This is a genomic window from Gilliamella sp. Nev6-6 (assembly GCF_001690605.1).
Classification (GTDB): Bacteria; Pseudomonadota; Gammaproteobacteria; order Enterobacterales; family Orbaceae; genus Gilliamella; species Gilliamella apicola_C.
Window position 1 is genome coordinate 40,284 of the sequence record NZ_LZHP01000068.1, and the last position, 25,622, is coordinate 65,905.

General features: G+C 36.0%; 19 protein-coding genes and 1 tRNA gene. 8 read left to right on the forward strand and 12 right to left on the reverse strand.

The window, feature by feature from the left end; genetic code table 11:
* Positions 1 to 14 precede the first annotated feature (14 nt).
* A complete protein-coding gene (deoR, locus tag A9G42_RS08200; RefSeq protein WP_065653157.1) occupies positions 15 to 776 on the forward strand; it encodes a DNA-binding transcriptional repressor DeoR in 762 nt (253 codons plus the stop codon).
* A 1-nt stretch (position 777) separates the two neighbouring features.
* Positions 778 to 1,956 carry a 1-deoxy-D-xylulose-5-phosphate reductoisomerase gene (gene ispC / locus A9G42_RS08205; protein ID WP_065653158.1) on the forward strand — a complete coding sequence of 393 codons (1,179 nt, stop codon included), beginning with the start codon at positions 778 to 780 and terminating at the stop codon, positions 1,954 to 1,956.
* Positions 1,957 to 2,052: 96 nt separating this feature from the next.
* Here ispC and A9G42_RS08210 read toward each other — a convergent pair whose 3' ends face one another.
* Positions 2,053 to 3,012 (reverse strand): aminoimidazole riboside kinase, encoded by a 960-nt coding sequence (locus A9G42_RS08210; RefSeq protein WP_065588942.1) that lies wholly within the window; start codon positions 3,010 to 3,012, stop codon positions 2,053 to 2,055.
* 315 nt (positions 3,013 to 3,327) lie between these two features.
* On the opposite strand from A9G42_RS08210, the gene A9G42_RS08215 reads away from it, so the two are divergent.
* Complete coding sequence (locus tag A9G42_RS08215) at positions 3,328 to 4,797, forward strand: glycoside hydrolase family 32 protein (RefSeq protein ID WP_065653159.1); 1,470 nt, start codon at positions 3,328 to 3,330, stop codon at positions 4,795 to 4,797.
* A gap of 202 nt (positions 4,798 to 4,999) precedes the next feature.
* Here A9G42_RS08215 and A9G42_RS08220 read toward each other — a convergent pair whose 3' ends face one another.
* Positions 5,000 to 6,481: a SulP family inorganic anion transporter gene (locus A9G42_RS08220; RefSeq protein WP_065653160.1), complete on the reverse strand. Its 1,482-nt coding sequence runs from the start codon at positions 6,479 to 6,481 to the stop codon at positions 5,000 to 5,002.
* A gap of 558 nt (positions 6,482 to 7,039) precedes the next feature.
* Positions 7,040 to 8,044, reverse strand: a complete 1,005-nt coding sequence (locus A9G42_RS08225; RefSeq protein ID WP_065583172.1) for a LacI family DNA-binding transcriptional regulator — start codon at positions 8,042 to 8,044, stop codon at positions 7,040 to 7,042.
* 210 nt (positions 8,045 to 8,254) lie between these two features.
* Here A9G42_RS08225 and A9G42_RS08235 point away from each other — a divergent pair, with 210 nt between their 5' ends.
* Together A9G42_RS08235 and cysE are read left to right on the forward strand one after the other, a co-directional pair.
* Positions 8,255 to 9,496 carry an oligosaccharide MFS transporter gene (locus tag A9G42_RS08235; RefSeq protein ID WP_065583174.1) on the forward strand — a complete coding sequence of 414 codons (1,242 nt, stop codon included), beginning with the start codon at positions 8,255 to 8,257 and terminating at the stop codon, positions 9,494 to 9,496.
* Positions 9,497 to 9,684: 188 nt separating this feature from the next.
* Entirely contained in the window at positions 9,685 to 10,446 is a 762-nt protein-coding gene (gene cysE / locus A9G42_RS08240; protein ID WP_065583328.1) for a serine O-acetyltransferase, read from the forward strand.
* A gap of 63 nt (positions 10,447 to 10,509) precedes the next feature.
* Here cysE and A9G42_RS08245 read toward each other — a convergent pair whose 3' ends face one another.
* The 6 genes from A9G42_RS08245 to A9G42_RS08270 all read right to left on the reverse strand — a co-directional run bounded on the left by A9G42_RS08245 (position 10,510) and on the right by A9G42_RS08270 (position 15,952).
* Positions 10,510 to 11,343: a mechanosensitive ion channel domain-containing protein gene (locus A9G42_RS08245; RefSeq protein WP_065653161.1), complete on the reverse strand. Its 834-nt coding sequence runs from the start codon at positions 11,341 to 11,343 to the stop codon at positions 10,510 to 10,512.
* Between the two features lie 61 nt (positions 11,344 to 11,404).
* Complete coding sequence (gene slmA / locus A9G42_RS08250; protein WP_065583176.1) at positions 11,405 to 11,998, reverse strand: nucleoid occlusion factor SlmA; 594 nt, start codon at positions 11,996 to 11,998, stop codon at positions 11,405 to 11,407.
* Positions 11,995 to 12,453, reverse strand: coding sequence for a dUTP diphosphatase (gene dut, locus A9G42_RS08255; RefSeq protein WP_065583177.1), 459 nt, complete (start codon positions 12,451 to 12,453; stop codon positions 11,995 to 11,997). Before dut ends, slmA begins: the two co-directional genes overlap by 4 nt.
* A complete protein-coding gene (coaBC, locus tag A9G42_RS08260; RefSeq protein WP_065653162.1) occupies positions 12,437 to 13,663 on the reverse strand; it encodes a bifunctional phosphopantothenoylcysteine decarboxylase/phosphopantothenate--cysteine ligase CoaBC in 1,227 nt (408 codons plus the stop codon). The genes dut and coaBC overlap by 17 nt, the downstream gene beginning before the upstream one ends.
* A 51-nt stretch (positions 13,664 to 13,714) precedes the next feature.
* Positions 13,715 to 15,376: a DNA repair protein RecN gene (recN, locus tag A9G42_RS08265; protein ID WP_065589056.1), complete on the reverse strand. Its 1,662-nt coding sequence runs from the start codon at positions 15,374 to 15,376 to the stop codon at positions 13,715 to 13,717.
* A gap of 255 nt (positions 15,377 to 15,631) precedes the next feature.
* A complete protein-coding gene (locus tag A9G42_RS08270; RefSeq protein ID WP_065589057.1) occupies positions 15,632 to 15,952 on the reverse strand; it encodes a hypothetical protein in 321 nt (106 codons plus the stop codon).
* A gap of 246 nt (positions 15,953 to 16,198) precedes the next feature.
* On the opposite strand from A9G42_RS08270, the gene A9G42_RS08275 reads away from it, so the two are divergent.
* The 3 genes from A9G42_RS08275 (at position 16,199) to metF (ending at position 20,210) form a co-directional block, all read left to right on the forward strand.
* Positions 16,199 to 16,750, forward strand: a complete 552-nt coding sequence (locus A9G42_RS08275; protein ID WP_141672105.1) for a YagU family protein — start codon at positions 16,199 to 16,201, stop codon at positions 16,748 to 16,750.
* Positions 16,751 to 16,928: 178 nt separating this feature from the next.
* Positions 16,929 to 19,202, forward strand: coding sequence for a 5-methyltetrahydropteroyltriglutamate--homocysteine S-methyltransferase (metE, locus tag A9G42_RS08280; RefSeq protein WP_065653163.1), 2,274 nt, complete (start codon positions 16,929 to 16,931; stop codon positions 19,200 to 19,202).
* Between the two features lie 132 nt (positions 19,203 to 19,334).
* Complete coding sequence (gene metF / locus A9G42_RS08285; RefSeq protein ID WP_065583329.1) at positions 19,335 to 20,210, forward strand: methylenetetrahydrofolate reductase [NAD(P)H]; 876 nt, start codon at positions 19,335 to 19,337, stop codon at positions 20,208 to 20,210.
* Positions 20,211 to 20,249: 39 nt separating this feature from the next.
* Here the strand turns inward: metF and A9G42_RS08290 are convergent.
* The 3 genes from A9G42_RS08290 to A9G42_RS08300 form a co-directional block, all read right to left on the reverse strand.
* Positions 20,250 to 20,326 (reverse strand) — tRNA-Met (locus A9G42_RS08290).
* Positions 20,327 to 21,375: 1,049 nt separating this feature from the next.
* Complete coding sequence (locus tag A9G42_RS08295) at positions 21,376 to 22,482, reverse strand: hypothetical protein (protein ID WP_065653164.1); 1,107 nt, start codon at positions 22,480 to 22,482, stop codon at positions 21,376 to 21,378.
* 59 nt (positions 22,483 to 22,541) lie between these two features.
* Positions 22,542 to 25,622 carry a type I restriction endonuclease subunit R gene (locus tag A9G42_RS08300; RefSeq protein WP_065653165.1) on the reverse strand — a complete coding sequence of 1,027 codons (3,081 nt, stop codon included), beginning with the start codon at positions 25,620 to 25,622 and terminating at the stop codon, positions 22,542 to 22,544.

Sequence of the window (25,622 nt, forward strand, 5' to 3'; positions counted from 1 at the left end):
TTGATGGAATCTGAATGGAAATGCAATCACAAAAAAGAATTAATGAGCTCATTCAAATTTTAACAAAAACTGATAAGATTCATTTAAAAGATGCTGCTAAGCTGTTAGCGGTTTCAGAAATGACCATTCGGCGAGATTTAAATAGTGTTCCTGCCTCATTAAGTGTTTTAGGTGGCTATATTGTCAGCGATGCTCGTTATCAAGCAACACAATATTTTGTTTCAGACCAACAAGATAAACAAGTTAACGAAAAGTTACACATTGCTAAACGAGCAAGCAAATTAGTTTTTGATAATGATACCGTCTTTTTTGATTGCGGTACCTCAATACCTTTTATTATTGATGCTATTGATGATTCCGTTACTTTTACCGCTATTTGTTATTCATTAAACGCATTTTTAGCATTACAAAATAAGCCGAATTGTAAGACAATTTTATGTGGTGGTCATTATCAGGCTAATAATGCGATTTTTAGCGCTATTGGACAGCATAGTGAATTAAATTCGATTTGCCCAAATAAAGCGTTTATTTCGGCCGCGGGGATCGATATTGAACAAGGTGTAACTTGTTATCATTTTGATGAACTTGATATGAAATTGCAAGCTATAAAAAAATCAGGTCAGAATATTTTGATTGCCGATCATACTAAATTTAATCAAGTTAAGCCGGCTTTTATTGGCGAGTTAACGCTTTTTAATCAAATTATTACAGATAAAGCGCCTGCTAAGGAATTTATCACTTTTTTCAATAACTATAACATTAACTTGATGTATTAATATGAAAAATATCGCAATTTTAGGATCGACTGGCTCAATTGGTTGTAGTACTTTAACCGTTATTGCTCAAAATCCACATCAATTTAAAGCTTATGCTTTAGTTGGTGGCAATAATGTGATAAAAATGACTGAGCAATGTTTAGACTTTAAGCCAAAATACGTTGCCATGGCAACAGAGCAAGCGGCTGCTCAATTAAGAGCAAATCTTGCTAATCTAAAATTGGATGTTGAAGTGTTAAGTGGTGAACAAGCCATTTGTGATTTAGCGCAATTGCCAGAAATAGATCAAGTTATGGCGGCTATTGTGGGTGCGGCTGGACTAAAGCCAACCCTTGCTGCCATTAAAAAAGGTAAACGTATTTTGCTGGCCAATAAAGAATCGCTAGTTACCTGTGGGCATTTGTTTATGCAGGCGGTTAAAGAGTATGGTGCCAAGTTGTTGCCAGTAGATAGCGAACATAATGCCATTTTCCAAAGTTTACCAACGATGGTACAGCATAATTTAGGTTTTACTAACCTTGCCGATCACGGCATTACTAAAATCGTGTTAACGGGTTCTGGCGGGCCATTTCGCGATTGGGCGTTAGATAAGCTTGTATCAGTTACACCAGAGCAAGCCATTGCTCACCCTAACTGGTCAATGGGTAAAAAGATTTCTGTCGATTCGGCCACTATGATGAATAAGGGATTAGAGTACATTGAAGCACGTTGGTTATTTAATGCCAGTGCTGAGGAAATGGAAATTCTTATTCATCCGCAATCGATTATTCACTCTATGGTACGTTATAAAGATGGAAGTGTGTTGGCTGAACTGGGAGTGCCAGATATGTGTACGCCAATTGCCTATGCTATGTCTTACCCTGATCGGGTTCCATCGAGTGTGCCACCGTTGGATTTTTGCCAAATTTCGGCTTTAACATTTAAACAACCTGATTTTAATCGTTATCCTTGTTTAAAATTGGCGATAGAGGCATCCAATCAAGGTCAGGCTGCCACAACAGCACTGAACGCTGCCAATGAAGTTGCGGTTGAGGCTTTTTTGCAAAATAAAATTGGTTTTATGGATATTGCTAAAAATGTATCAAAAACCTTAGAAAAATTAACTTTTCCTGAACCGTCAACTATTGATGATGTTTTTATAATAGATCAGTGGGCAAGATCACAATGTGGCCAGTGCTAAATATTATTTAGTTTTAACAAACAATGAATTAAATTTAAGTAAGGGCAGTTGATAACCAAAATTATGGTTTTACTACCCCATTAGTGGCACTCTTTGTTAGGCCATTTGTTTCGCAGTTAATGTAGGGTTATCGCTAATAAATGATTGTAAAAATACACTATCAGGTAATGCGGTTAATGCGCCTTTTTGAGTAGTTGCTAAGGCACCACAAGCACTAGCTATAGTCATCATGCTTTCTAACATGAGCTTATCTTCTGGCATGCCTGATGATGCAATACTGCTTAATAATCCTGCTACAAAAGCATCACCCGCGCCAGTGGTATCAACGCTATTTACATGAAACGAATCAAAAGTAAAGGTTTTACCTTGCCATAATACAATACTGCCATCTTTACCTTTGGTAATGAGCTTTAATGGTGCTTCATAGTGTTGTTGTAGTTTACTTAGTGCTTCATGCCAATCATTGCATTGTGTTAACCAAAATAGTTCTTCGTCCGATAACTTGAGGATATCGGCATCATGGCAAAATTGCGTAATAGTTGTGCGCATTTCGTTTTTATTTGTCCACATCTGCTCGCGCAAGTTAACATCAAAGCTGATTAAACCACTTTTAGCTGTAAGACGTTCGATTGCTGTTTTGACTGTTTGCCGGCAAGTATGCCCGACGAGAGCCAAAGAACAAAAATGTAAAATATCTTGGTTGAAATCAGGTATTGCTTGCTGAGACAAAAATTGATCAGCTGAAGGTGACACAAGAAAGGTAAAGCTGCGTTCGCCATTTTGACCTAAATCGACAACCACAGTACTTGTTCGATGTTGTTCGTCTTTTTCAAGGCTTTGACAATCAACGTGATATTTACGGAAAGTCGTTTCCATAAATTCACCAAAAGGATCATTGCCCACCCGACCAATAAAAGCGGAAGGTAATCCTAATTTTGCAACACCAATTGCGACATTAGCTGGCGCCCCACCAGCGCAAGCTTGATAATTCATATCACCAAATGGCAACAAATCAATGACAGCATCCCCAAGGGACCAAACTTTAGTATTATTCATTTTTCAACTCGATTATAGTTAGTTACTGCGGTAATCTACCATAAGCATAGATTACTCTATCTCTGTAAAATACATCATCTTTTTTACTTTTTAATAACATCATTGATGTTTAATTTTTTGTTCAATTAATTATGGCTTGTTTTTAGAAGTCTGCCATAAACTAAATTATTTAACAAAAAATTCATCGTTGATATTAGAAATATGTGACTATCATCACATATTTTATCGCTAACCACATTAATAGTTAACGTTAACAATTAAATTAGGATACTATTTAGATAAAGGTATCTAATATTGGATAAAAAGGGGATTTTTATGTCTACTGCTATTGATAAAGCCAATCAAGCTGTCAAAAATTTAGAAAAAGTAATGAATAAACAATATTATCCGCATTTTCATTTAGCACCATCTGCTGGTTGGATGAATGATCCTAACGGTTTAATTTATTTTAAAGGTCAATATCATGCTTTTTATCAGCATCATCCTTATGATGAAAACTGGGGACCAATGCATTGGGGGCATGTAGTTAGTGATAATTTAGTCACATGGAAAAGGCTACCAATAGCCATTGCTCCTGATCAAGAATTTGATAAATCAGGCTGCTTTTCGGGATCGGCGGTGGATAATAATGACAAATTATGTTTATTTTATACTGGTCATATTTGGTTAAATGGGCAAGGTAATGATGAGCAAATTGAGCAAACCCAATGTCTTGCAACTAGTAAAGATGGTATTCATTTTGAAAAACAAGGCACCATACTTACGCCAAAAAGCGGAATTATGCACTTTCGCGATCCTAAAGTGTGGCAACAAGATGGTAAATGGTGGATGGTAGTCGGTCAACGAACCCCACAAGATGTCGGGCAAGTTTTGTTATTTCGATCGGATGATCTAAAAAATTGGCAATTTGACCATGTTTTGGTGAGTGATATCGATCCTGATGTTTATATGCTTGAATGCCCTGACTTTTTTCCACTTGGTGATAAATGGATCCTTATGTTTTCGCCACAAGGCATGAAAGCAAAAGGTTATCAATATCGTAATCGCTTTCAATCAGGTTACATTGTGGGTGATTGGCAACCAGGGCAACAATTCTCAATGATTAAACCTTTTCAAGAAATGGATTTTGGCCATGATTTTTATGCACCTCAATCATTTCTTGCTGCTGATGGCCGGCGTTTAATTTTTGCTTGGATGGATATGTGGGAATCAATCATGCCAAGTAAAAAAGATAAATGGGCTGGAGCATTTACCCTTCCCCGTGAGCTCATTTTAGGTCAAGATAATAAAGTTAGAAATCGTCCCATCAAAGAGCTTGAAGCATTACGAGAAAAGCCAAAATCATTTGAGGAATTAACCCTTACTAATGAGCTTAAAAACACCAATATTGAATCTATTAGCTGCGAGCTGAACGTTGAATTTGATTTGACGCAAAGCACGGCTGAACGATTTGGCTTACAGCTAGCAGCAACGAAAGACGGTAAACAAGCTACATTATTATATGTTGATCTACAATCTGAGCGGATTGTACTCGATCGTAGTTTATCGGGGCTTGAATTAAAAGGTTATCGTAGCGTACCATTACCAAAAAAACAAAAATTAACTTTGCATATATATGTTGATGCTTCATCTGTTGAAGTTTTTATTAATGGTGATTTATATAGCTTTTCAAGCCGTATCTATCCTAAGTTACCAGCAGAGCGAACTGTAAATCTATTTGCTGAAAATGGTAACGCTAAAATCACCAATCTAGAAAGTTGGCAGTTAAAATCTATTTATGCGTAATGCCTATTCACTGCCAATTGGCAGTGAAGTTTGGCTTTGAATACTGAGCTTTTTATTGAGAAGTTTTAAATGTTGTGCGATAAATGGCTTTTTAGGTAACATAATTGACACATACAATTTGTGTCATAAGTTTATTATTACTCCATACCACATAATCGCACAATAAATGATAATGTAGAGCCATCAACGCAGACCATTATTTTTAATGGTTATTAAATGTTTGCTTAGCATCGGGTTTATCATAAACACCAAAATGATCAACTATTGTACTGCTGGCTTTATTCAACCCTAAAACTTCTACGTGTGCACCTTCTTTGCGGAATTTAATCACAACCTTATCTAAGGCTGCTACAGCCGTTATATCCCAAAAATGCGCTTGGGTAAGATCTATTGTTACCTTTTGCACAGCCTCTTTTAAATCAAATGAACTAATAAATTTTGCAGAAGAGGCAAAAAATACTTGTCCATATACTTTATAAATACGTTGCTGTTTAACTGGTTGCTCCTTTTTAATTTGCAAATAATGGGCAACTTTATTGGCATAAAACAATGATGCTAGTAATACTCCCGTAAATACGCCGTAAGCAAGATTATGGGAAAATACGACGACAATGACTGTTGCAAGCATAACAATATTGGTTGAAAGTGGGTATGATTTAAGGTTTTTTATCGAGTCCCAGTTAAAGGTGCCAATTGAAACCATGATCATGACAGCAACTAATGCTGCCATGGGTATTTGGCTCACCCAGTCTTGCAAAAAAACAACTAATAATAAAAGTATAGATCCTGCTATCAATGAGGATAAACGCGTTCGCCCTCCTGACTTCATATTCACCATTGATTGACCAATCATAGCGCAACCAGCCATACCACCAAAAAAGCCGGCGATAATATTGGCGATACCTTGCCCTTTGCACTCTCGGTTTTTATCACTTGGTGTATCGGTTATATCATCCACAATAGTTGCGGTCATCATCGACTCCAATAATCCCACAATTGCTAATGAAATTGAGTAAGGCAGAATAACCAATAATGTATCAAGATTAAAAGGCACATTAGGGAGCAAAAAGGTAGGTAAGCTCGTAGGAAGCGCTCCCATATTACCAACGGTTCTTATATCCATCCCAAAATAGATGTAGAGACCCGTAAGGATAAGAATACAGAGTAACGGTGGTGGCAAAATTTTTCCTATTTTAGGGACATAAGGGAAGAGATAAATAATAGCAAGCCCTGCAATAGTCATCATATAGACATGCCATGTTACATTGGTCAGTTCAGGAAGTTGTGCTAAAAATATTAAGATCGCTAATGCATTAACAAAACCGGTTACTACTGAGCGTGATACAAAACGCATTAAATTTCCTAATTTAACAAAACCTGCAATAATCTGAAAAATACCACATAGTATGGTTGCAGCTAGTAAATATTCAATCCCATGCGCTTTAACCAGACTTGCAACTAATAATGCCATTGCACCAGTAGCCGCAGAGATCATTCCAGGACGGCCACCCACAAAAGCGGTAATAACCGCTATACAAAAAGCAGCATATAATCCCACCTTGGGATCAACACCTGCAATAATTGAAAAAGCAATTGCTTCAGGAATAAGAGCAAGAGCTACAACAATACCTGATAAGACATCGTTTCTGATATTTGAAAACCATTCTTGACGTAAAGATTGCATTGAATTTTACCACCACTGAAAAAACAAAAGAAAATTACAGCGTGAAGCAATGCGTTAGAAAATTGTCAAAATTTGATAGGGAAGCCTGACTTCTGTGCATCACGCGAGTAATTATAATTATTATTGATAAGAACAACTCGCAATAAACTACACAGCTATACTCCAAAATGAAATTTATTTTTTATAATAATAAAACTTAACTAGTTGTACAAGGTTAATTTCTTAACTATAGTTAAATATTATAATATCTTAATGAGGTTAAAGTACGATAACATTAGTAATGTCTAACCTAAATAGAATAAATGTAATCTGTTGGGTTTTCACCCAAATATTAGTCTATGCTGACCTTAGCAAATGGCTCTCTTTAGTAATACAATTGTTCATATTCTTGTGGCAATATTCAACCACTAGTTAGTAAGATATAGACCTACTTAATTATCAATTGAATGGCGTATATTTATGTTTGATAATAACATGATATAAATGATGGGTATTTTTACGTATTACACGCTAAATGATAAATACCGCATTACTCGTTTTAATAGTCTTTAATTTTTCTTATAAGGATTGTCTTTCTAAATAAGGTGACGCTACAGGTATTATTTCATTTTGGGTTTTGCCATCAATAATATGTAAAGCTGCTTGTTCACCAATTTCATAATGAGGTAATTGCACTGTTGTCAATGGTGGATAAAATAGCTCACCAGTACCCACCATATTGTCGTAACCTAGCACAGCAACATCATTTGGAATATGAAAACCTCGACCAAGTAAAAATTGATAAGCGACAAAAGCGATTCGATCGTTACCACAAATTAATACATCAAAATCTGTTTTTTTATTACAATGTTGTTTCAATATATCAATTGTCATCATATATTCTTGAGCTAGGTTAGCTGACAAAATTGATGTGTGATAACTGGTAATATCCTCCAAATTGTTACCCGCATCAATCCATGCTTGTTCGGCTGCTGCGCGCCTAGTTTTTCCTGCTAGCGTTTTTTCTGATAAATAGATACATAATGGTTTTTTATAACCTTTATTTATCACCTTTTGCATGGCTTGATATTGACCTAAATAGTCATCAGGAATATAGCAAGCAAGTTGCTTTGAATCGCTTATGCAGTTAGCTAATACAACATTTTTATCTAATAACTTTTCAGGCAGTTCAACTTTTCTTAATCCCATTGTGGTATAGATGATACCGTTAGGGCGATATGACAGTAGGGTATTAATGGCATGATCGGCATCTTTATCATCAAATAAATTAACAATAAAGGTATTCCATCCATGATTTTGGGCAGTTTTTTCTATGGCTTGGAGTAATTCTACTGAAAACGGTGTCATGGCGGTTTCTAATGCTAAAACACCAATAGCAGAAGGTCCCGAGTTATCACCACGAATCTTTCTTGCCGATAAATCAGGCACATAATTAAGTTGTTCAATAGCTTGTTTAACGCGTTTATAGGTTTCTTTATTTAATTTGTCAGGATTATTTATTGCACGTGAAACCGTCATCAGTGACACAGATGCTAATTTTGCAACATCCTTAAGTGAAGCCATAGTTAAATCCTTTTGTTTAACAAGATAAAAAATGATTAACAGCCATTACTATGCATGATGATATCACAAATAGAAATGATAAAAAGTGTGAGGAGGTTAACATTTATGATAATCGATTCTATCTATTTCGTATTAAATATGGTCATAATGTTAACATTAACATGTTAACGTTAAACTTCATCAAATTTCAACAATATAAGAGTAATAAACATGAATATGATACAAAATAGAAACTATTGGTTCTCGTCAGGCTACCTTATTACGTTTTATGCTGCATGGTCGCTTTGGTGGTCTTTTTATGCCATTTGGTTAAAAAGTAAAATTGGCTTATCGGGTGAACAGTTAGGTATTGTTTATGCGGCTAATTCTGCTGCAGCCATGTTTTTTATGATTTTCTATGGCATTATCCAAGATAAATTACAAATAGGTAAAGCCGTAGTGACCTTCCAAAGTATTATCATGGTTCTTATTGGCCCTTTTTTAATTTATGTGTATGAGCCTTTATTAAAAAATGATTTTATTTGGGGTGTTTGTATTGGTGCACCAGTTTTAAGTGCCAGCTTTATTTCGGGCAGTGCTTTGATTGACTCTTTTATTGAACGTATTAGTCGATTATTTGGCTTTGAATTTGGCCCTGCTCGTTTTTGGGGATCATTTGGTTATGCTGCTGCAACGTTTGTTGCGGGTATTTTATTTGGCATTGATCCTCATATTAACTTTTGGATGGCGTCGGGTGTTGCGGTTATCTTTTTTACCATTAATATGATGTTTAAGCCAAAACAATATCAAGCATCACCAACTGAAAATAACGATACTGTTTTAGTAGAAAAAACAACGACTATACCAACAATGGGCGAAATTTTATCGCTGTTTGGTTTGCAAAAATTTTGGTTGTTTGTGTTGTTTGTTATTGGTACTTATAGTTTTTATACTATCTATGATCAGCAGTTATTTCCTAATTTTTATACTGGTTTTTTTGAAAAACCAGAAGATGGTTATCAAGTTTATGGTTATTTAAATTCCTTCCAAGTCTTTTTAGAAGCAACTTGTATGATTATTGCTCCTTATTTTATTAACAAAATGGGGGCTAAAAGATCGTTATTAGTTGCTGCACTAGTTATGATTTGCCGAATTGCATTATCTGCAACGTTAGATAATATTTATTTGATATCATTCGTTAAGTTATTTCATGCAATTGAAATTCCATTATTTATTTTGGCGATGTTCAAATATATTGTGGGTAATTTTGATGCAAGATTATCGGCGACCCTTTATTTAGTTGGGTTTAATATTTCATCCAATCTTGGCGTTATTGGGTTGTCATGGCTAGTTGGTAAATTATTTGATAATACCGGATATTCGACAACATTTTATGTCCTTGCTGGTGTTGTTTTACTGACTTCGGCGATAGCAATATTTACTTTAAGCGATGAGCAAAAATCAAAACAATAATAATCTTAAATTCGCGCTAACAATGATAACAAAATGGAAACATGGAATTTCCATTTTGCTTTTTAATGTGATGATAAATGAATACAAAACTTGCTTCTAGGTTAAGTTTGCGAAACAATGTTAACAATTTTAGTTATTGTGTACAGGAACTTGTTGTGAACGATGCAAAGATTGTTGTTAAACCCCAAATGTTATGGCAAACCATTCGACAAGAAGCCTCAGCATTAGTTGAAAGCGAGCCGATGCTAGCTAGTTATTTCCACGCAACTTTACTAAACCATGAAAACCTAGGGGATGCTTTAAGTTATATTTTAGCCAATAAGCTTGTTTCTCAGGTTATGCCTGCTATTGAAATTCGTGAAATTGCTCGGCAGGCGTATGAAGCAGATGAAAGCATTATTCAATCAGCTATAAATGATATTATGGCTGTCTATATTCGCGATCCTGCAACTAATTATTACTCAACACCTCTACTTTATTATAAAGGCTTTTTATCATTACAAGCTTATCGGATTGCTCACTGGCTTTGGATGCAAGACCGTAAATCATTAGCCATTTTTTTACAAAGCCAGATTGCGATAGTGTTTGGTGTTGATATTCATCCCGCAGCTCAAATTGGTTGTGGCGTGATGTTTGATCATGCGACAGGAATTGTGGTTGGTGAAACAGTGGTGATTGAGAATGATGTTTCTATCTTACAATCAGTAACATTAGGCGGAACAGGTAAACAAAACGGTGATCGCCACCCCAAAATACGCGAAGGGGTAATGATTGGTGCGCACTCCACGATTTTAGGTAATATTGAGATAGGTAAAGGCGCTAAAATTGGTGCTGGCTCTGTGGTGTTGGATCCCGTGCCACAACATACAACCGTTGCCGGTGTACCAGCGAAAGTGGTGGGTTGCCCTGATTGTGAAAAACCAGCTTTAAATATGGATCAAGATATTTAATTGTTATTAGATAATAAAAAACTCCGTTGATAAACACAGACGGAGTTTTTAATAATTGATTGGCTACTTATTGTTAAGATTTACATCCATTGTTGGGTATGGAATATTAATATTATTTTCAGTTAATCCATTTTTGATATTTTCAAGTAGATCACCTTTTACCGTGCCATAATTTTCGTTTAATGTCCAAACTAACACATTAAAATTCATCGAGGACGCATCTAAAACATCTAATCGAATGGTAGGCTCTTTGGATGTTAATATATTATTAGTTTTATCAACTGCTTGCTTTAACACTTGGTATACTTTTTGAATATCTGAGTTATAGCCTACATTGATCACTAAATCTAAACGCCTTTCAGGTAAGCGTGTATAGTTGATAATATTAGCGCTGACAACCTGACTGTTAGGGATAACAACTAGTTCGTTGGTTGGGGTAACAATAGATGTTGAAAATATCTGTATGGAGTCAATAACACCTTGCTGGCTATTGATGATTACTGTTTCACCGATTTTAAATGGTCGAAAAATAATTAAAATAACCCCAGCGGCAAAATTAGATAGCGAGCCTTGTAATGCCAAACCAACAGCTAAACCTGCAGCACCAATAACAGCGACAATCGACGCCGTTTGTACGCCCAATTGACCTAAAACGGCAACTAATGTCATTACCATAAAGGCATAGTACGACAAAGCGCTGACAAATTTAACTACAGTCGGATCAACGTGGCGATTTAATAATATGCGTTTTAATTGGTTGCTAATAAATTTAGCGATAGTTCTACCAATAATAAAAATAATAATAGCAAAACAAAAATGTGCAATATAGCTAAATACCACTCCATCGTACCTTTTGATAAACGAAATGGCATGATTTAAAAAATCTTCAAAATTCATCGTATTATCCTCAGTAATAGGTAATAAAAATTTTTATCAAAGTCTTGGATTACCAAATTGACTAAACCAATTGTTTGGCTAATAAAGCCCAACGTGTATCAAAATTAGTGGTTGGTAGATATTTAAAACCTGAACGAGAATAACGTGCCATCATACCTTCACAATAAGCTAATAACTGGCTAGATAAAATCCGTTCGTCTGTTATAAAAGCCACTCCCTCACGAATTTTTCGTTCACGTAAAACTTGTTTAATTTGAGTCTCAATGCGTTCAAATAGTTGGCTAATCCGCTCTTGTAACTGTTCTTGCTCAAACATTAATGCATGACCGGTCATAATTCTGGTTAATCCCGGGTTTTTTTCAGAAAAGCCTAATATCAACGCAAGAATAAGTTGCAAGCGTGTAAAGGTATTGGGCTCTTCTTGCATAATGACATTAATGCGAGACAACAAAATATCTTCAATATAGGCAATTAAGCTTTCAAACATTTTTGTTTTGCTTGAAAAATGTCGATATAGCGCAGCTTCAGATACACCTACCGTTGCGGCTAATTTAGCTGTTGTGATTCTTTGAGTCCCTTCATTGGATTCAAGCATCGTTGCCAATGCTTGTAATATGTCTTCTTTGCGATTTTTATTTTTGCTACTCACGATCATTTTTTACCTGAATGCCCAAATCCACCTTCACCACGTGCTGACTCAACAAATTCATCAACAATGTTAAATTCTGCTTGTACAACCGGCACGATAATTAATTGGGCAATTCGATCGCCTGCTTCAATAACAAAAGGCGTTTGACTACGGTTCCAAACAGGAACAAATAGCTGACCTTGATAATCAGAATCGATTAAACCAACCAAATTACCAAGCACAATACCATTTTTGGAACCGAGTCCTGAACGAGGTAATACTAATGCAGCCAAGCTAGGATCAGCAATATGCATTGATAGCCCCGTAGGCGTTAAGATGGTTTCACCTGGTTTTATTTCAGTTGTTTTATCAAACATTGCTCGTAAATCAATGCCAGCAGATCCTGCGGTTGCGTAGGTAGGTAGTGGAAATTCATTTCCCAGTCGTTTATCTAATATTTTTATATCAATTTTTCTTTTCATCATGACTCGCTTTATATCGTGTTATAACAGCTTGAAGTAACTGTGTTGCTAATTGTTGCTTACTGCTTAATGGTAACGTTTGCTCGCCGTTTTGCCAATATAGTGTTAATGAATTTTGATCGGAATTAAAGCCAATAGTTTTATCTGAAACATCATTAGCACAAATTAAATCTAGATTTTTTGTGATTAATTTTTTTAGTGCATAAGTTTTGACATCATGAGTTTCAGCTGCAAATCCAACGACAAAAGGTCGATGGTTTTTTAGTGCTGCGACACTTGCAACAATATCGGGATTTTTCACTAATTCAATAGTAAGTTCATCGTTATCGCTTATTTTTTTGATTTTTTGCGTCGCAATTGTTTTAGCATGATAGTCAGCAACAGCGGCGCAAGAAATAAAAATAGTTGATTTTTGCGCGTGATTTAGTGCTTCATCGTACATCTGCCTAGCACTTTTAACGTCAATTCGGTTGACATTATTTGGTGTATCTAAATGAACTGGCCCACTAATTAACGTCACTGTTGCACCCATTTGTGCAGCCGCGTTTGCAATAGCAAAACCCATTTTTCCTGAACTGTAATTACTAATGTAACGAACTGGATCGATTTCTTCGATCGTTGGGCCTGCGGTAATGGTAATGGATACGTCTGAAAGTACTGAAGTTGCTTTAAAATAGTGTGCAATTTCTTCAACAATTGCGTGTGGTTCAAGCATGCGTCCTGGTCCAATATCACCACAGGCTTGGAACCCGTTATCTGGTCCTAAAATTAAGGTATTTCTTGACGCTAATACTGATAAATTATGTTGAGTTGCCACAGCTTTATACATTTGTTGATTCATTGCAGGTGCAATGGCTATTGGTGCTGGTGTGGCTAAGCAAATGGTTGATAACAGGTCATCAGCAATACCATTGGCTATTTTGGCAATAATATTGGCAGTTGCTGGCGCAATTAGGACAAAATCAGCCCATTTGGCGAGTTCAATATGACTCATAGAAAGCTCAGCAGATGGATCGAAGAGATCACAAGATACCTGATTGCCAGACACGGCTTGTAGGGTCATTTTGGTGACAAAATGGCTAGCCGAATCAGTTAAAACGACATGCACTTGCGCACCAGCTTTCTTTAAATGGCGAACAAGATCAGGGCATTTATAAGCAGCAATGCCGCCCGTAATTCCTAATAAAATACGTTTACCAGATAAACTCATGAGAAGCTTCCTTCACACCTAAAATGAAAGCGCTATATTACCACAATTAAGTTAGATAATAAGTAGCTCTTTTGCATTGGCTAACGTTGCATCTGTAATTTTATCGCCACCTAATAATCTCGCTAACTCATTTAACCGTCCATTATTGTCTAATTTTTGCATATCTGTGGAAGTTTTTTTGCCATTAGTTTGTTTACTAACAAAGTAGTGCTGATTAGCATGCCCTGCTACTTGTGGTAAATGCGTAACGGTAATAACTTGCGTTGATTGCCCAAGCTCTCTTAATAGCTGCCCTACTTTGGCGGCAGTTGGTCCGCTGATACCGACATCAATTTCATCAAAGATTAACGCAGGCGTATCCATTTTTTTTGCCGTTAGCACTTGAATTGCTAAAGCAATACGGGATAATTCGCCACCCGATGCGACTTTAACCAGCGGTTGTGGATTTTGACCGGCATTAGTACTGACTAAAAATGTTACTTGATCAGCCCCATCGCTGTTTAATCGATTTTCGTTAAAAGCAATATCTATACTCAATTGTCCATTTGGCATCGATAATTCATGCATCGTTGCGGTCACGTTTTTAGCTAACGTTTTACTGATTGTTAAGCGTTTTTGGTGTAATTTAGCTGCAATTTCAATAGCAATTTGATGATATTTCTTTATATCTGCTTTCAGTTGTTCGCTTTGCTCATCTTGTTGGTTAATTTGTTTGAATTCAGCTAACAAATTTTGATGTAATTCGGGTAGGGTTTCGGGAGATACATGATGTTTGCGAGCCAATGCAATTTGCTTTGAAATCCGCTGTTCAAGTTGCATGGCGCGAGCAGGATCAAGTTCTAAACGCTCGCTATAGTGGCGCAGTTCATCACTTGCCTCTTTAATTTGGATAGAGGCTTCTTCTAACAGGTTATAAACGCTATTTAAGCAAGAGTCGAGTTCAGCTAGTTCTTGAACGCTATTTTTTACACTGCTTAGTAAATTATTAACATTATAATCATCAGCTTCATCTAATAGCATGACTGATTGTTGGCTAAGGTTAATTAATTGTTCACTGTTTGATAATCGCTTGTACTCTTCGTCAATTTGTTGATACTCTCCTTCAATTGGCGAAAACTCATTAAGCTCTTTTAACTGATATTGCAAAAGTTGCATATGTGCATCACGCTCTTGCCGTGAAGCTTCGTATTGTTGGTAAGTGCGCACTGCATCTTTCCATTGCTTATAAGCTTGATACATCTGCGTTAGCAGTGTTGGCTCATTCATATAATGATTCAGTAACAACTGTTGATAGTCACTGCGCAAAAGCCGTTGATGTTCATGTTGACCATGAATTTGAATGAGCATCTGACCCAAATCTTTTAATTGCGAAATAGGTACGGCACGACCATTAATAAAAGCCTTAGAACGTCCATCTTGATTAATAACGCGCCGTAAAATACATTCATTGCCTTCATCAAGTTGGTTTTCACTGAGCCAAGCAAAAGCAGCTGGTGTATCATCCAGCACAAAACTTGCAGAAATATCAACGCGATCTGCACCATAGCGAATCGATGAGGCATCGGAACGATTGCCTAAACATAATCCCAATGCATCAATGGCAATCGACTTCCCTGCACCTGTTTCGCCGGTAATAGCGGTCATTCCCGAAGTAAAATCGACAAGAAGCTGATCCACAATAGCAAAATTATTAATAGTAAGTTGAGTTATCATAATAATTAAATACAGCTGATTAAAATTAGTACGAGTATATCAACAAAAGCACTGTAAATAAATACAGCGATTTAAATAAAATAACGATTTTTTTGTTATCTTAAACAGAATTATTGCACTTTCTGGCTTTTTGTTAGTTTTTGGATCTTATTTATATTATATCTGTAGACATAGCCATAAAGCATTCTGTAGCTATTATTAAGCGAGGCTTGTTTAATTCTTGTTTATCTTTATTTGTTGCTCAATTCTTCCTACTTATGCTGTTTTTATTGTGATTTTTATATTATTTTCTATTCTTTCCATGCTTTTTGCGTCATTAATTTCTTTCATCGTATTGTTAATTGGTACAAAAGCAATAAAAGAAAACAGTAGTGCTACAGCAATATAATCAGCTCTACGTTTATGCTTTTTTAATAGGATGTAAAAAATATTCACAATACAATTAAAAATGAACAAAACAACAATAATGAAATTGATAATTTCCTGTGGAGATATTGTGCCGATTTCATTATTACCCAAACTCGGGTAGATAAAACACACTTCTAAAAAATAAAGCACGTAAAGAAAATAAACCATACTTAAACCCGATAACAAAATCTAAAAACTTTTTTATATTATATTGTTATCAATAAAAATACTAATTAATTATGTGCTATAAAAATACCGTTTATAAAAATTTAACAGATTATTTTTAATAAATGGCTACTTTCTATTATTTCAATCATGTTTACTGTTAGCTGATTCTTTCTATTCTTCTTTTATCTAAAATTACAGTGGAGTATACTTTAAACACCTCTTCTTTTAATTATGGGGAAACCCAATATGTTTGGAAATAAAACAAATCGCCAAGTAATTATTTGGACAACTATCATTGGTGGCTTTTTCAGTTCATTAGTAAAATGGGGTTCAGAGGTTAATATGCCTCCTCGTGTACCAGGTGAAATATCGCCACCAGCAGCGCACATTGATGCATGGCTTGGTTGGTTAGGCATTAATTCTCATTCACTGGATTATATTTATCAAGGCGCAAGTGTTTTAGGGGCGGTGACACTTTATCACTGGTTATTTAGTTTTGCTTTTGCCTTTGTTTATGTTGCTGGCGCATATTATTGTAATAAAATCCGCTTATGGTATGGTGCATTATACGGCATTATTATAACTGTTGTTATGCATGGTTTTTTAATTCCGTTACTTGGCTTTCGCCATCCTGCTTATGATGCTGAAGGAACTGTGGGTTGGTTATGGAATTTAAATGGTTATGAGCTTTGGAGTGAAATTCTGGGCCATATTTATTGGGGAGCATCAATCGAAGTGTGTATGATCGCGGTATTAGCCCATTTTGCAAGACCAATTCATGGTAAGTGGCGTCAATAATTGATTTAAATTTAGATCAGTTCATGTTAGATCCTGCTATTAAGCTATAGTGGGATTTTTTATTCTATTTGATATAGAATAAAACTATAACAATCAATAAAAAACTAGAATTATTCAATATCTGTTTTTTTTGTTATCTTTTTTATCACTAAAGAAAAATGATAAAAAGGAAATAAAAATGAATACTGCTGTTATTGGATATCCTCGTGTTGGTAAGCTTCGCGAACTCAAATTTGCAACAGAAGCTTATTTTAAAGGTAATAAAACCCAAGCTGAGTTATTAAACGAAGCCAAGGCGTTACGCGCCGAGCACTTAAAACAACAAGCGGCACAAAAAATTGCTTTTATTTCATCGAATGATTTTTCATTTTATGATGCGGTATTAGATACAGCATGTTTACTTAATGTCATTCCAAAACGTTACCAAGATTTAGGTTTACCAGAACTTGACCGCTATTTTGCCATGGCACGTGGTTATCAAGGTGAAAAAGGTGATGTGCGTGCGCTGGCTATGAAAAAATGGTTTAATACCAATTACCATTATTTAGTGCCTGAAATTGAAGATTCAGTACAGATTAAGTTAACAGGTACGAAACCTTTTGACGAATATCAAGAAGCTAAAGCGCTAGGCGTGCAAACCAAACCAGTTGTGATTGGTGCATTAACCTTTTTTAAATTAGCTCAGTATTTAGGTAAAAAACAGTTTGGTGATTTTAAAGCGGATATTATTAAAGCTTATCAAGAGATCATCCAAAAATTCACAACGCTTGGTGCTGAGTGGATCCAAATTGATGAGCCAATTTTAGTGACGGATCTAAATAAAGACGATATCGCTTTATTTACTGAACTTTATCAAGCAATTTTATCGGTTAAAGGTAATACCAAAATTATTCTACAAACCTATTTTGGTGATGTGCGTGATTGTTATAAAGAACTTGTCGCTTTACCTTTTGATGGTATTGGGCTTGATTTTGTTGAAGGTAAACAGTCACTAGCTTTACTTGAAAATCATGGTTTTCCTACTGATAAAGTGTTATTTGCTGGTGTTGTTAATGGTAAAAATATCTGGAAAAATAATTACCAAAAAACCTTATCTTTACTAGGTCAAATAAAACAAAATGCCACAAATATTGTAATTAATACATCTTGTTCATTACTCCATGTTCCTTATACCTTACAAAATGAGACCAAATTAACCATTCAACAACGCGCTTATTTTGCTTTTGCCCAAGAAAAGCTGCAAGAGCTTGCTGAACTTGGTCAGTTATTTAATGATGCAAATCCTGAAAATAACACCGCTTATAAAACCAATCAAACACTATTTACCCGTGAACGTGAAGGTGCAAACCAAGCGGTTCGCCAAAAAGTGGCGGCATTAAACGCGTCTGATTTTACCCGTTTACCTGAGTTTTCAGTGCGTGAAGCAGCGCAGAAAAAGGCCTTTAATTTGCCACTATTACCAACTACCACTATTGGATCATTCCCACAAACGCCTGATGTACGTTTAAATCGTGCTAAATTCAAAAAAGGTGAAATTTGCCTGAACGAATACACTGAGTTTAATCAACAAAAAATTGCTGAATGCATTAAATTACAAGAAGAAATTGGTATTGATGTGTTAGTGCATGGTGAATTTGAACGTAATGACATGGTCGAATATTTTGGTGAAAGCTTAAATGGCTTTGTGTTTACCGAAAAAGCATGGGTGCAATCTTACGGTACACGTTGCGTTAAGCCACCGATTGTTTGGGGGGATATTTCACGCTCTAAACCGATTACGGTTGAATATTCGAAATATGCACAAAGCCTGACTAATAAACCTGTTAAAGGCATGTTAACAGGGCCTGTCACCATTTTAAATTGGTCATTCCCACGCGAAGATATCTCTCAAAAAGAATCGGTATTCCAAATTGGATTGGCCATTGGTGATGAAGTGTTAGATCTTGAAGCTGCTGGCATTAAGATTATCCAAATTGACGAAGCCGCCTTAAAAGAAAAATTACCACTGCGTAAAGCGGATTGGAACAGCGAATATCTTGATTGGGCGATTCCGGCATTTAGATTAGTACACAGCAAAGTCCAAGCTGATACCCAAATTCATACACATATGTGTTATAGCGAATTTGCTGACATCATTAAAGATATTGATGCAATGGATGCTGATGTGATTTCTTTCGAAGCTTCTCGCTCTAATCTGCAATTAATTGATGTACTCAATGCTAATAATTTTAAAACTGAAGTGGGACCAGGTGTTTACGATATCCATTCGCCACGCGTTCCGCCTGTTGCTGAAATTAAAGCGACGATTGAAAAATTACTGGCGAAGATTGATAAGCAAAAATTATGGATTAATCCAGACTGTGGTTTAAAAACGCGTGGCGAAAAAGAAGTAATTGAAAGCTTGCAGCATCTTGTTGAGGCTACATTAGAAGTAAGAAAAACACTGAATTAGGCACTGTTTTTACAAAAAACTGAGCTTATTTACTAAGACATCGTACTTTACGAGCCTGAAAATTCCGTCGCCTATTTTGGTGGCGGAAATATTAATAAGGAAAATAAGTGATATAACGAATGGATGATACAAATGAAAACAAATCTATTATTTAATCAAAAAACGGTGTTCTCTTTTGAAGTTTTTCCCCCTAAAAAAACCTCACCTTTAGCAACCATTTATAGCACGTTGCGAGAGCTTGGTTATTTTAAGCCCGATTTTATTAGTGTTACTTATGGTGCTGGTGGTAGCTTAAATGGTCAAACCACCATTGATATTGCGCATTCGGTTAAACATACTTATGGCATCGAAAGTGTTGCGCACTTACCGGGGATCAATTTTGATAAAGCCGAAATGCAAAAAATCCTACACGATCTTAAATGTGCAGGGATTGATAACGTGCTTGCTTTGCGTGGTGACATCAGCCCGAATGTGCAACCTAAAGATGATTTTCGTTTTGCCAGCGAACTGGTGACATTTATTAAAGAAAACGGCGATTTTAACGTGATTGGTGCATGTTATCCAGAAGGTCATCTTGAAGCATCAACCCTAAAACAAGATCTGATCCATTTAAAAGAAAAGGTCAATGCTGGTACTGATCAACTGATTTCGCAGCTATTTTTTGATAACGACTATTTTTATGCATTTTTAGATAAAGCGCACGATATGGGCATTAATGTGCCGATAGAAGCCGGCATTATGCCAGTGACTAATAAAAACCAAATTGAGCGCATGGTATCGATGTGTGGGGTGAATTTACCGAAAAAATTCAAACAAATGATGGAAAAATATGAACATCATCCTGATGCATTTCGTGATGCGGGTATTGCTTATGCAATTGATCAGATTGTTGATTTAGTTTCACAAAATGTGGATGGCATTCATTTATACACTATGAACAATAGCTACATAGCCAGACGCATTAGCGAAGCTGTCGCAACATTATTAGCTGTACCAAAATCAAAATAGTAATGATGAAAAAAGGATATATCAAGGATTGATAGGAATTGGTTGCGGGGGCTGGATTTGAACCAACGACCTTCGGGTTATGAGCCCGACGAGCTACCAAGCTGCTCCACCCCGCGTCAAAGAGGTAGCTATATTATAGTAATAAAATAAAAAAGCAATACCTATTTAGCTTAAACGCTACATTTTTAAACATTCTTGAGTTAATCTAGACTATTTTCTAATATAAACACAAATTTACTTGAAAGTTTTTAACAAAAATTTTAGCCTTCCTCCAAAAACAAAGACAGCAAAATCCAACTGTGCTGAAAATAGCAATAATTTTATAACCATATGATTTCAATTAAAAAACAAAAATAAAAAATCAAATAAAATCAATTCTCTATCTGAACAGTTTTGATGAGTAACACACTGATTTTTTTACATCAGCATTTTAGTACACTTAGATAAATAAACAAAAGTCATTAACGTTAATATAATGATTAACAAATATCGGGGGAGTTATCAACATGATGCTACTATCTAATTATCTAAAATCTACAGATATTGAATTAATCAATACTAATTTAAAAAAGTAGCTATGACAAACTTACAACATATTCTTAATGATCACTACACAGAACTAGAACTTAATACTAAACAAGATACCTAAACCTTACTTTTCATGAAAGCTTAAGTATGATTTTAACGGGAGATTATAATGAACTCGTTTTCAAATGTGCTTAAAAATTTATAAAGATGAAATGTATCTTGGTTATTATCACTATTTAACAACATTAGACCTTACCTTTGTTGGTGAATTCTTTATTATCAGATAACCAATAAAAACACATTGTGTTGCATTTTATATTGAAATGCTTAAACGCCCTAAAATCTGGTCAAAGAGATTCAAGTAATAGATACCTTTATGTAAAAAAATAATTTTCTGTTTCTCGACTTTTTATGCATTTAAACAATATTTTTACGAAGATAACGTACCATACAAAGTGCTAGCAACATAATTAGATTAGTAATACCCAGAAAGAGACTTATAAAAAATTACAAACATTGAATTAAAAACTAACACAAACAGAAGGTTGTTGCAAAGAGACCACTTAGTTGGGACAACTAAAGATGATCAACTACCGCTCTTTTTTTAGTTTATATTAAATACAGGTATTATCGATTTTTACAATTCCTCGTGCTCCGTATAATCTTCTAACACCGCATCAGTCATACGTTCTAAATGTTTGGCTTTGCTAAGATTTTTTAAATTGCTGTAGGGGATATAGCTACAACGATCTGATAATGGTCCACTTTCAAGTAGTGAAAATACCGGACGGCGGATCTCTTGAAATACCTTTTCCTGCCGGCTGTCTGGGGCGACAATATGTAGTTTAATATTCATATTGGGTTGTAAGGCGAGTAAATCCGCCATGAGTAAAATACCCGAATACACCGAGGTGGTATGTTCTACTTCAAACGCGCGAGTGATAGAGCGCCCTTTTAACCAAATCACATCAATTTGTTCAATGGTATTTAAAGTGGTTTCATCATAATTCAGTGGTAATTTTTCTAATAATGCTTCGGTACCTTTTTTCCACTCTTTTAATACACGGCTACGATCGGCTTTCGGTAGCCAAATTTTCATCCCCATACAGGTACCAATTTGGGCAAGTAACGCCTGCATTTTGATTGATTCACGTACCTCTGGGTTTTGGGTTGGCGCATCATCATCGACTAGCTCGCTATCGCTGGGCACTGATACCTTAACTACTTTCTCGGTTCGATTTACTGTATGCGTTTTTAATTTCTTTTGATCTTGTTCATTAAGGGGATAATCAGTGGTTATGTTATTTTGTTGTAATAGGCAGTTTGTTAATAACTTGCCATCTTTTTCGCTTATTTTATTTAAACTATTACGCAGCAATCCGGTCCAACGACTACTACTTTTATCAATGTTTTGAGTAAAAGAAAGGTGTTGCCAAATTTGGTCAGAATGAATAGGAATGGCTTGGGTTAATGGTAACCACACTTTAACACGAACATGAAAACGAACAATAAACGGATCATCCGATTCTAAAAAAAGTGGTGTGCTATCTTCATAAGGGCCATCAACCACTTCAAGCAGACCGCACCAGCGAGATAATCGAACCAGATAACAAATAAAAATATCCCCAGCTTTTACTTTTTCTGCCAGTGATTTTTGTCGAACCCGAAAACCGGATACTGTTTTATCTGAATTCATAAAAGATTGATACGTTTCGGGTGAAAAAATATTGGTATAGTAAGCCATAAATAATTATCCGTTTTTAATTAACCTTATTTTAATGGTTTGGGTCTATTTAAAAGTAATCAGTTAAATTGCTGTTTAATCTCGGTCATCCAACGTGGAAGTTCGTCATGTAAGGCGAGATTGAGCATAAATAAATTATCAATATCTTTATTTGCTTTGCTTAAATCAATCGTTTCAATCATTTCAGCAAAATAAGGCACAATATCCGATTTTGATAGTTCAAATTCAGTTATTGCTTGTAATAATAGCTTGCTATCAATACCCCATTCGTTAGCAAACTGGTTAACGGCATGTTTGATTTTATCGTTTTTCCAATTGGCAAATGCTTGATCAAAATGGACTTGGCTGGATAGGCGACCTGTTAATAATTCGGTATCGACAAATTCCTTTAATATTTTTGCTTGCTGATCTTCGCCCATTTGACTTAATTCTTGGATTTGTTCGTAGATAATGCGCCTAGTTTCGTCGTTAACGGTTTGCACACCATCAACATGCTTCACTTTAGATCCAATTAAGCTAAGAATATGGGCAGCATCAATCACCTGTGTGCCCGCTAATTTGGTTTTACCGATTAAAGTTGGTGCTACGATTGGCTTTTTAGTCGTATTATCTTTAGCGGTTAAGTTTTTAAATGCGCCAACATATTGCAACCAACGGTGCTCTGTCATGCCAAAAGTGGCATTATCCCATTGATATTCGTAATATTGTTGGACAATATTAAGCTGATCATCGGCAACTTTAAACGCTTTGCTAAATTCAGTTAGTTTTTTATGATCATGTTGAATTAATTGCCATTGGGTTGGATCGGCTAAGGTTAAAACTAATTGCTCCAAATCGTTAGCTAAAATTCGCACAGCAGTGGCATAGGTTTCAACAATCGCTTTGCTACTGCTACCACCACTACCATATAGCTCAAGGGCTTGGTTAACCATTTGTTCGGTCAGGCGTGGGGTTTGGAAATTTACAATTGTGCCAAACTCTTTGCTAGAACCAAACACGCGATTAGTGCGCGAATAAGCCTGAATTAAGTTTTGTAGTTTTAAGGTACGGTCAACATAAAGGGTATTAAGTCGTTTAGAATCATAGCCCGTTAATAGCTGATCAGCGACAATCACTAAATCAATATTTTTGCTATTACGACCACTACCGCCACGGGTAGCACGCTCGACCACATCCTCAAAATAGGCTTGTTCGCCATGCTTTTTATCACCGGCGATAAACTTAATGCCAGTAAACGCTGCGTAATCGTTAAACATGGCACTGATAATTTCGGGATCGACATTATCTGGATCATTTTCGTTACCAAAGCTAAAGGTCATGGCGATATTGATTTTTTGCTGTTGGCTTGCAAGTTGTTTTTTAAATTCCTGATAATAGGCAATCACCCGTTCTTTATAAGCGACGGTTAAAATAGCATTAAATTGTTGCTGTTGAGATTGTGCTTGCCAGTTATTTAAAATCTCTGTAACCACTTGTGGTATATGAGTTTGATCATGATAAACTAATAGCTCTTTATCTATCGCTTGCTTTTCAACTTCGGTTTCGCTCCAGCTATGTACTAATCGGGAGATTTCGCGATCGGATTGTTCTGGTTTTTCGATTTTAATACGCTCAATAAGCTTATCGCGTAAATCTTCATAACTGCTAAATTCGCCAGTATTAATATAATCGACATGAAACCCGAGCACGTTGCCATCAGCAATGGCTTCATCAATGGTATATTGATGTAATTTAGGACCAAATAGCTTCTCGGTAGTATTAATCACTTCGCTGTTTTCGTTTATTTTGCCTTTAATTTTGTTTTCGTCAAACAGTGGCGTACCAGTAAAGCCAAAAAATAACCCATTTCTTCTAAAATGGCTTTTTATATCGCCCATCATATTTTTCATGGTGGAACGGTGTGCTTCGTCAACAATAAAGACAATTTTTTTATCGGCTAAGTGACTATCTTTACCCTCTTCAAGGGCTTTAACCAAATTATGCAGTTTAAAGATAGTGGTGACCACAATGCCATTTTGGCGCGTGCTAAGGTGTTTTCTAAGTTGCGCAGTGCTGTGCGTGTCATCAACCGTGACAGGCTCAAAGGCAGCATAGGCTTTAAAGTTATCACTGGTGCGGCTATCAAGTTCACGCCGATCGACCAAAAAGACCACTTTATCAAAATAAGCTCGAGTTGATAAAAATAGCGCAGTTTTAAAACTGGTGATAGTTTTACCCGATCCTGTAGTATGCCAAACAAAGCCGCCATGTGGTTTTTTATTGGGATTATCCCAACCAAATGCCGCCCCTTCTACTGCTTGTAAAGCAAAGACCTGATAAGGGCGCATTAGCATATGTCGGCGGTTTTCTTCCTCTTTGGCTTCATCAATGACTAAGTAGTCGCCCACCATTTGATGCGCCATGGGGATCATTAAAAAGTGTTCAATGACTTGTTGCCAATGATTGATCGGTTGATTTAATTTATTTGCCCAATGAAACACAAAGCTAGGGTTAAAGTCACTAATTGATTTAGGCGTGGCAAAGTAACGAGTTTCGATTTCACTACTTATTACCATCATTTGCGAAAAAGCCATAAAATTGTGGCTATATTCACCATCTCGATAGTAACGCTTAAACTGTTCAAATGCTTCGTCAAGGTTTTTATCGGTCCGTTTTTGTTCAATATTAATTAACGGTAAACCATTAATTAATAGCACCAAATCAAAACGATTACCGTTAGGGGTTTGTACCTCGCGGGCAATGCGATAACTGGAATCACCGCCACGCACTTCGGCTTTTTTAAAGATAGTTAAGGTAATTTGTTTACGGGTGATAAGCGGGTTATCATCGCGATAGATGCCATCAATTTTGCCTTTTGACTCTTCCATGGCGAGCAATTTTGCCGCTTGGTAACTATTTTGTAGTTGGTTAACTTTTGCCATTACTTGGCTAAATTCGTTATCGGTTAATTCAACACCTTCAAGTTGATCGGCATTAAGCCGATTAAGTTCATTACGCCAATGGGCGACTAAATCATTAACGGTCACTTTATGTCGATTACCATCTAAAAAGTCAGGTGCCTGCCATTTCTGTTTTTCTAATTCCCTGACAAAATTTTCTTGAAAAATTTTTTCTGCGGCATCATTTACAACCTGACTCAT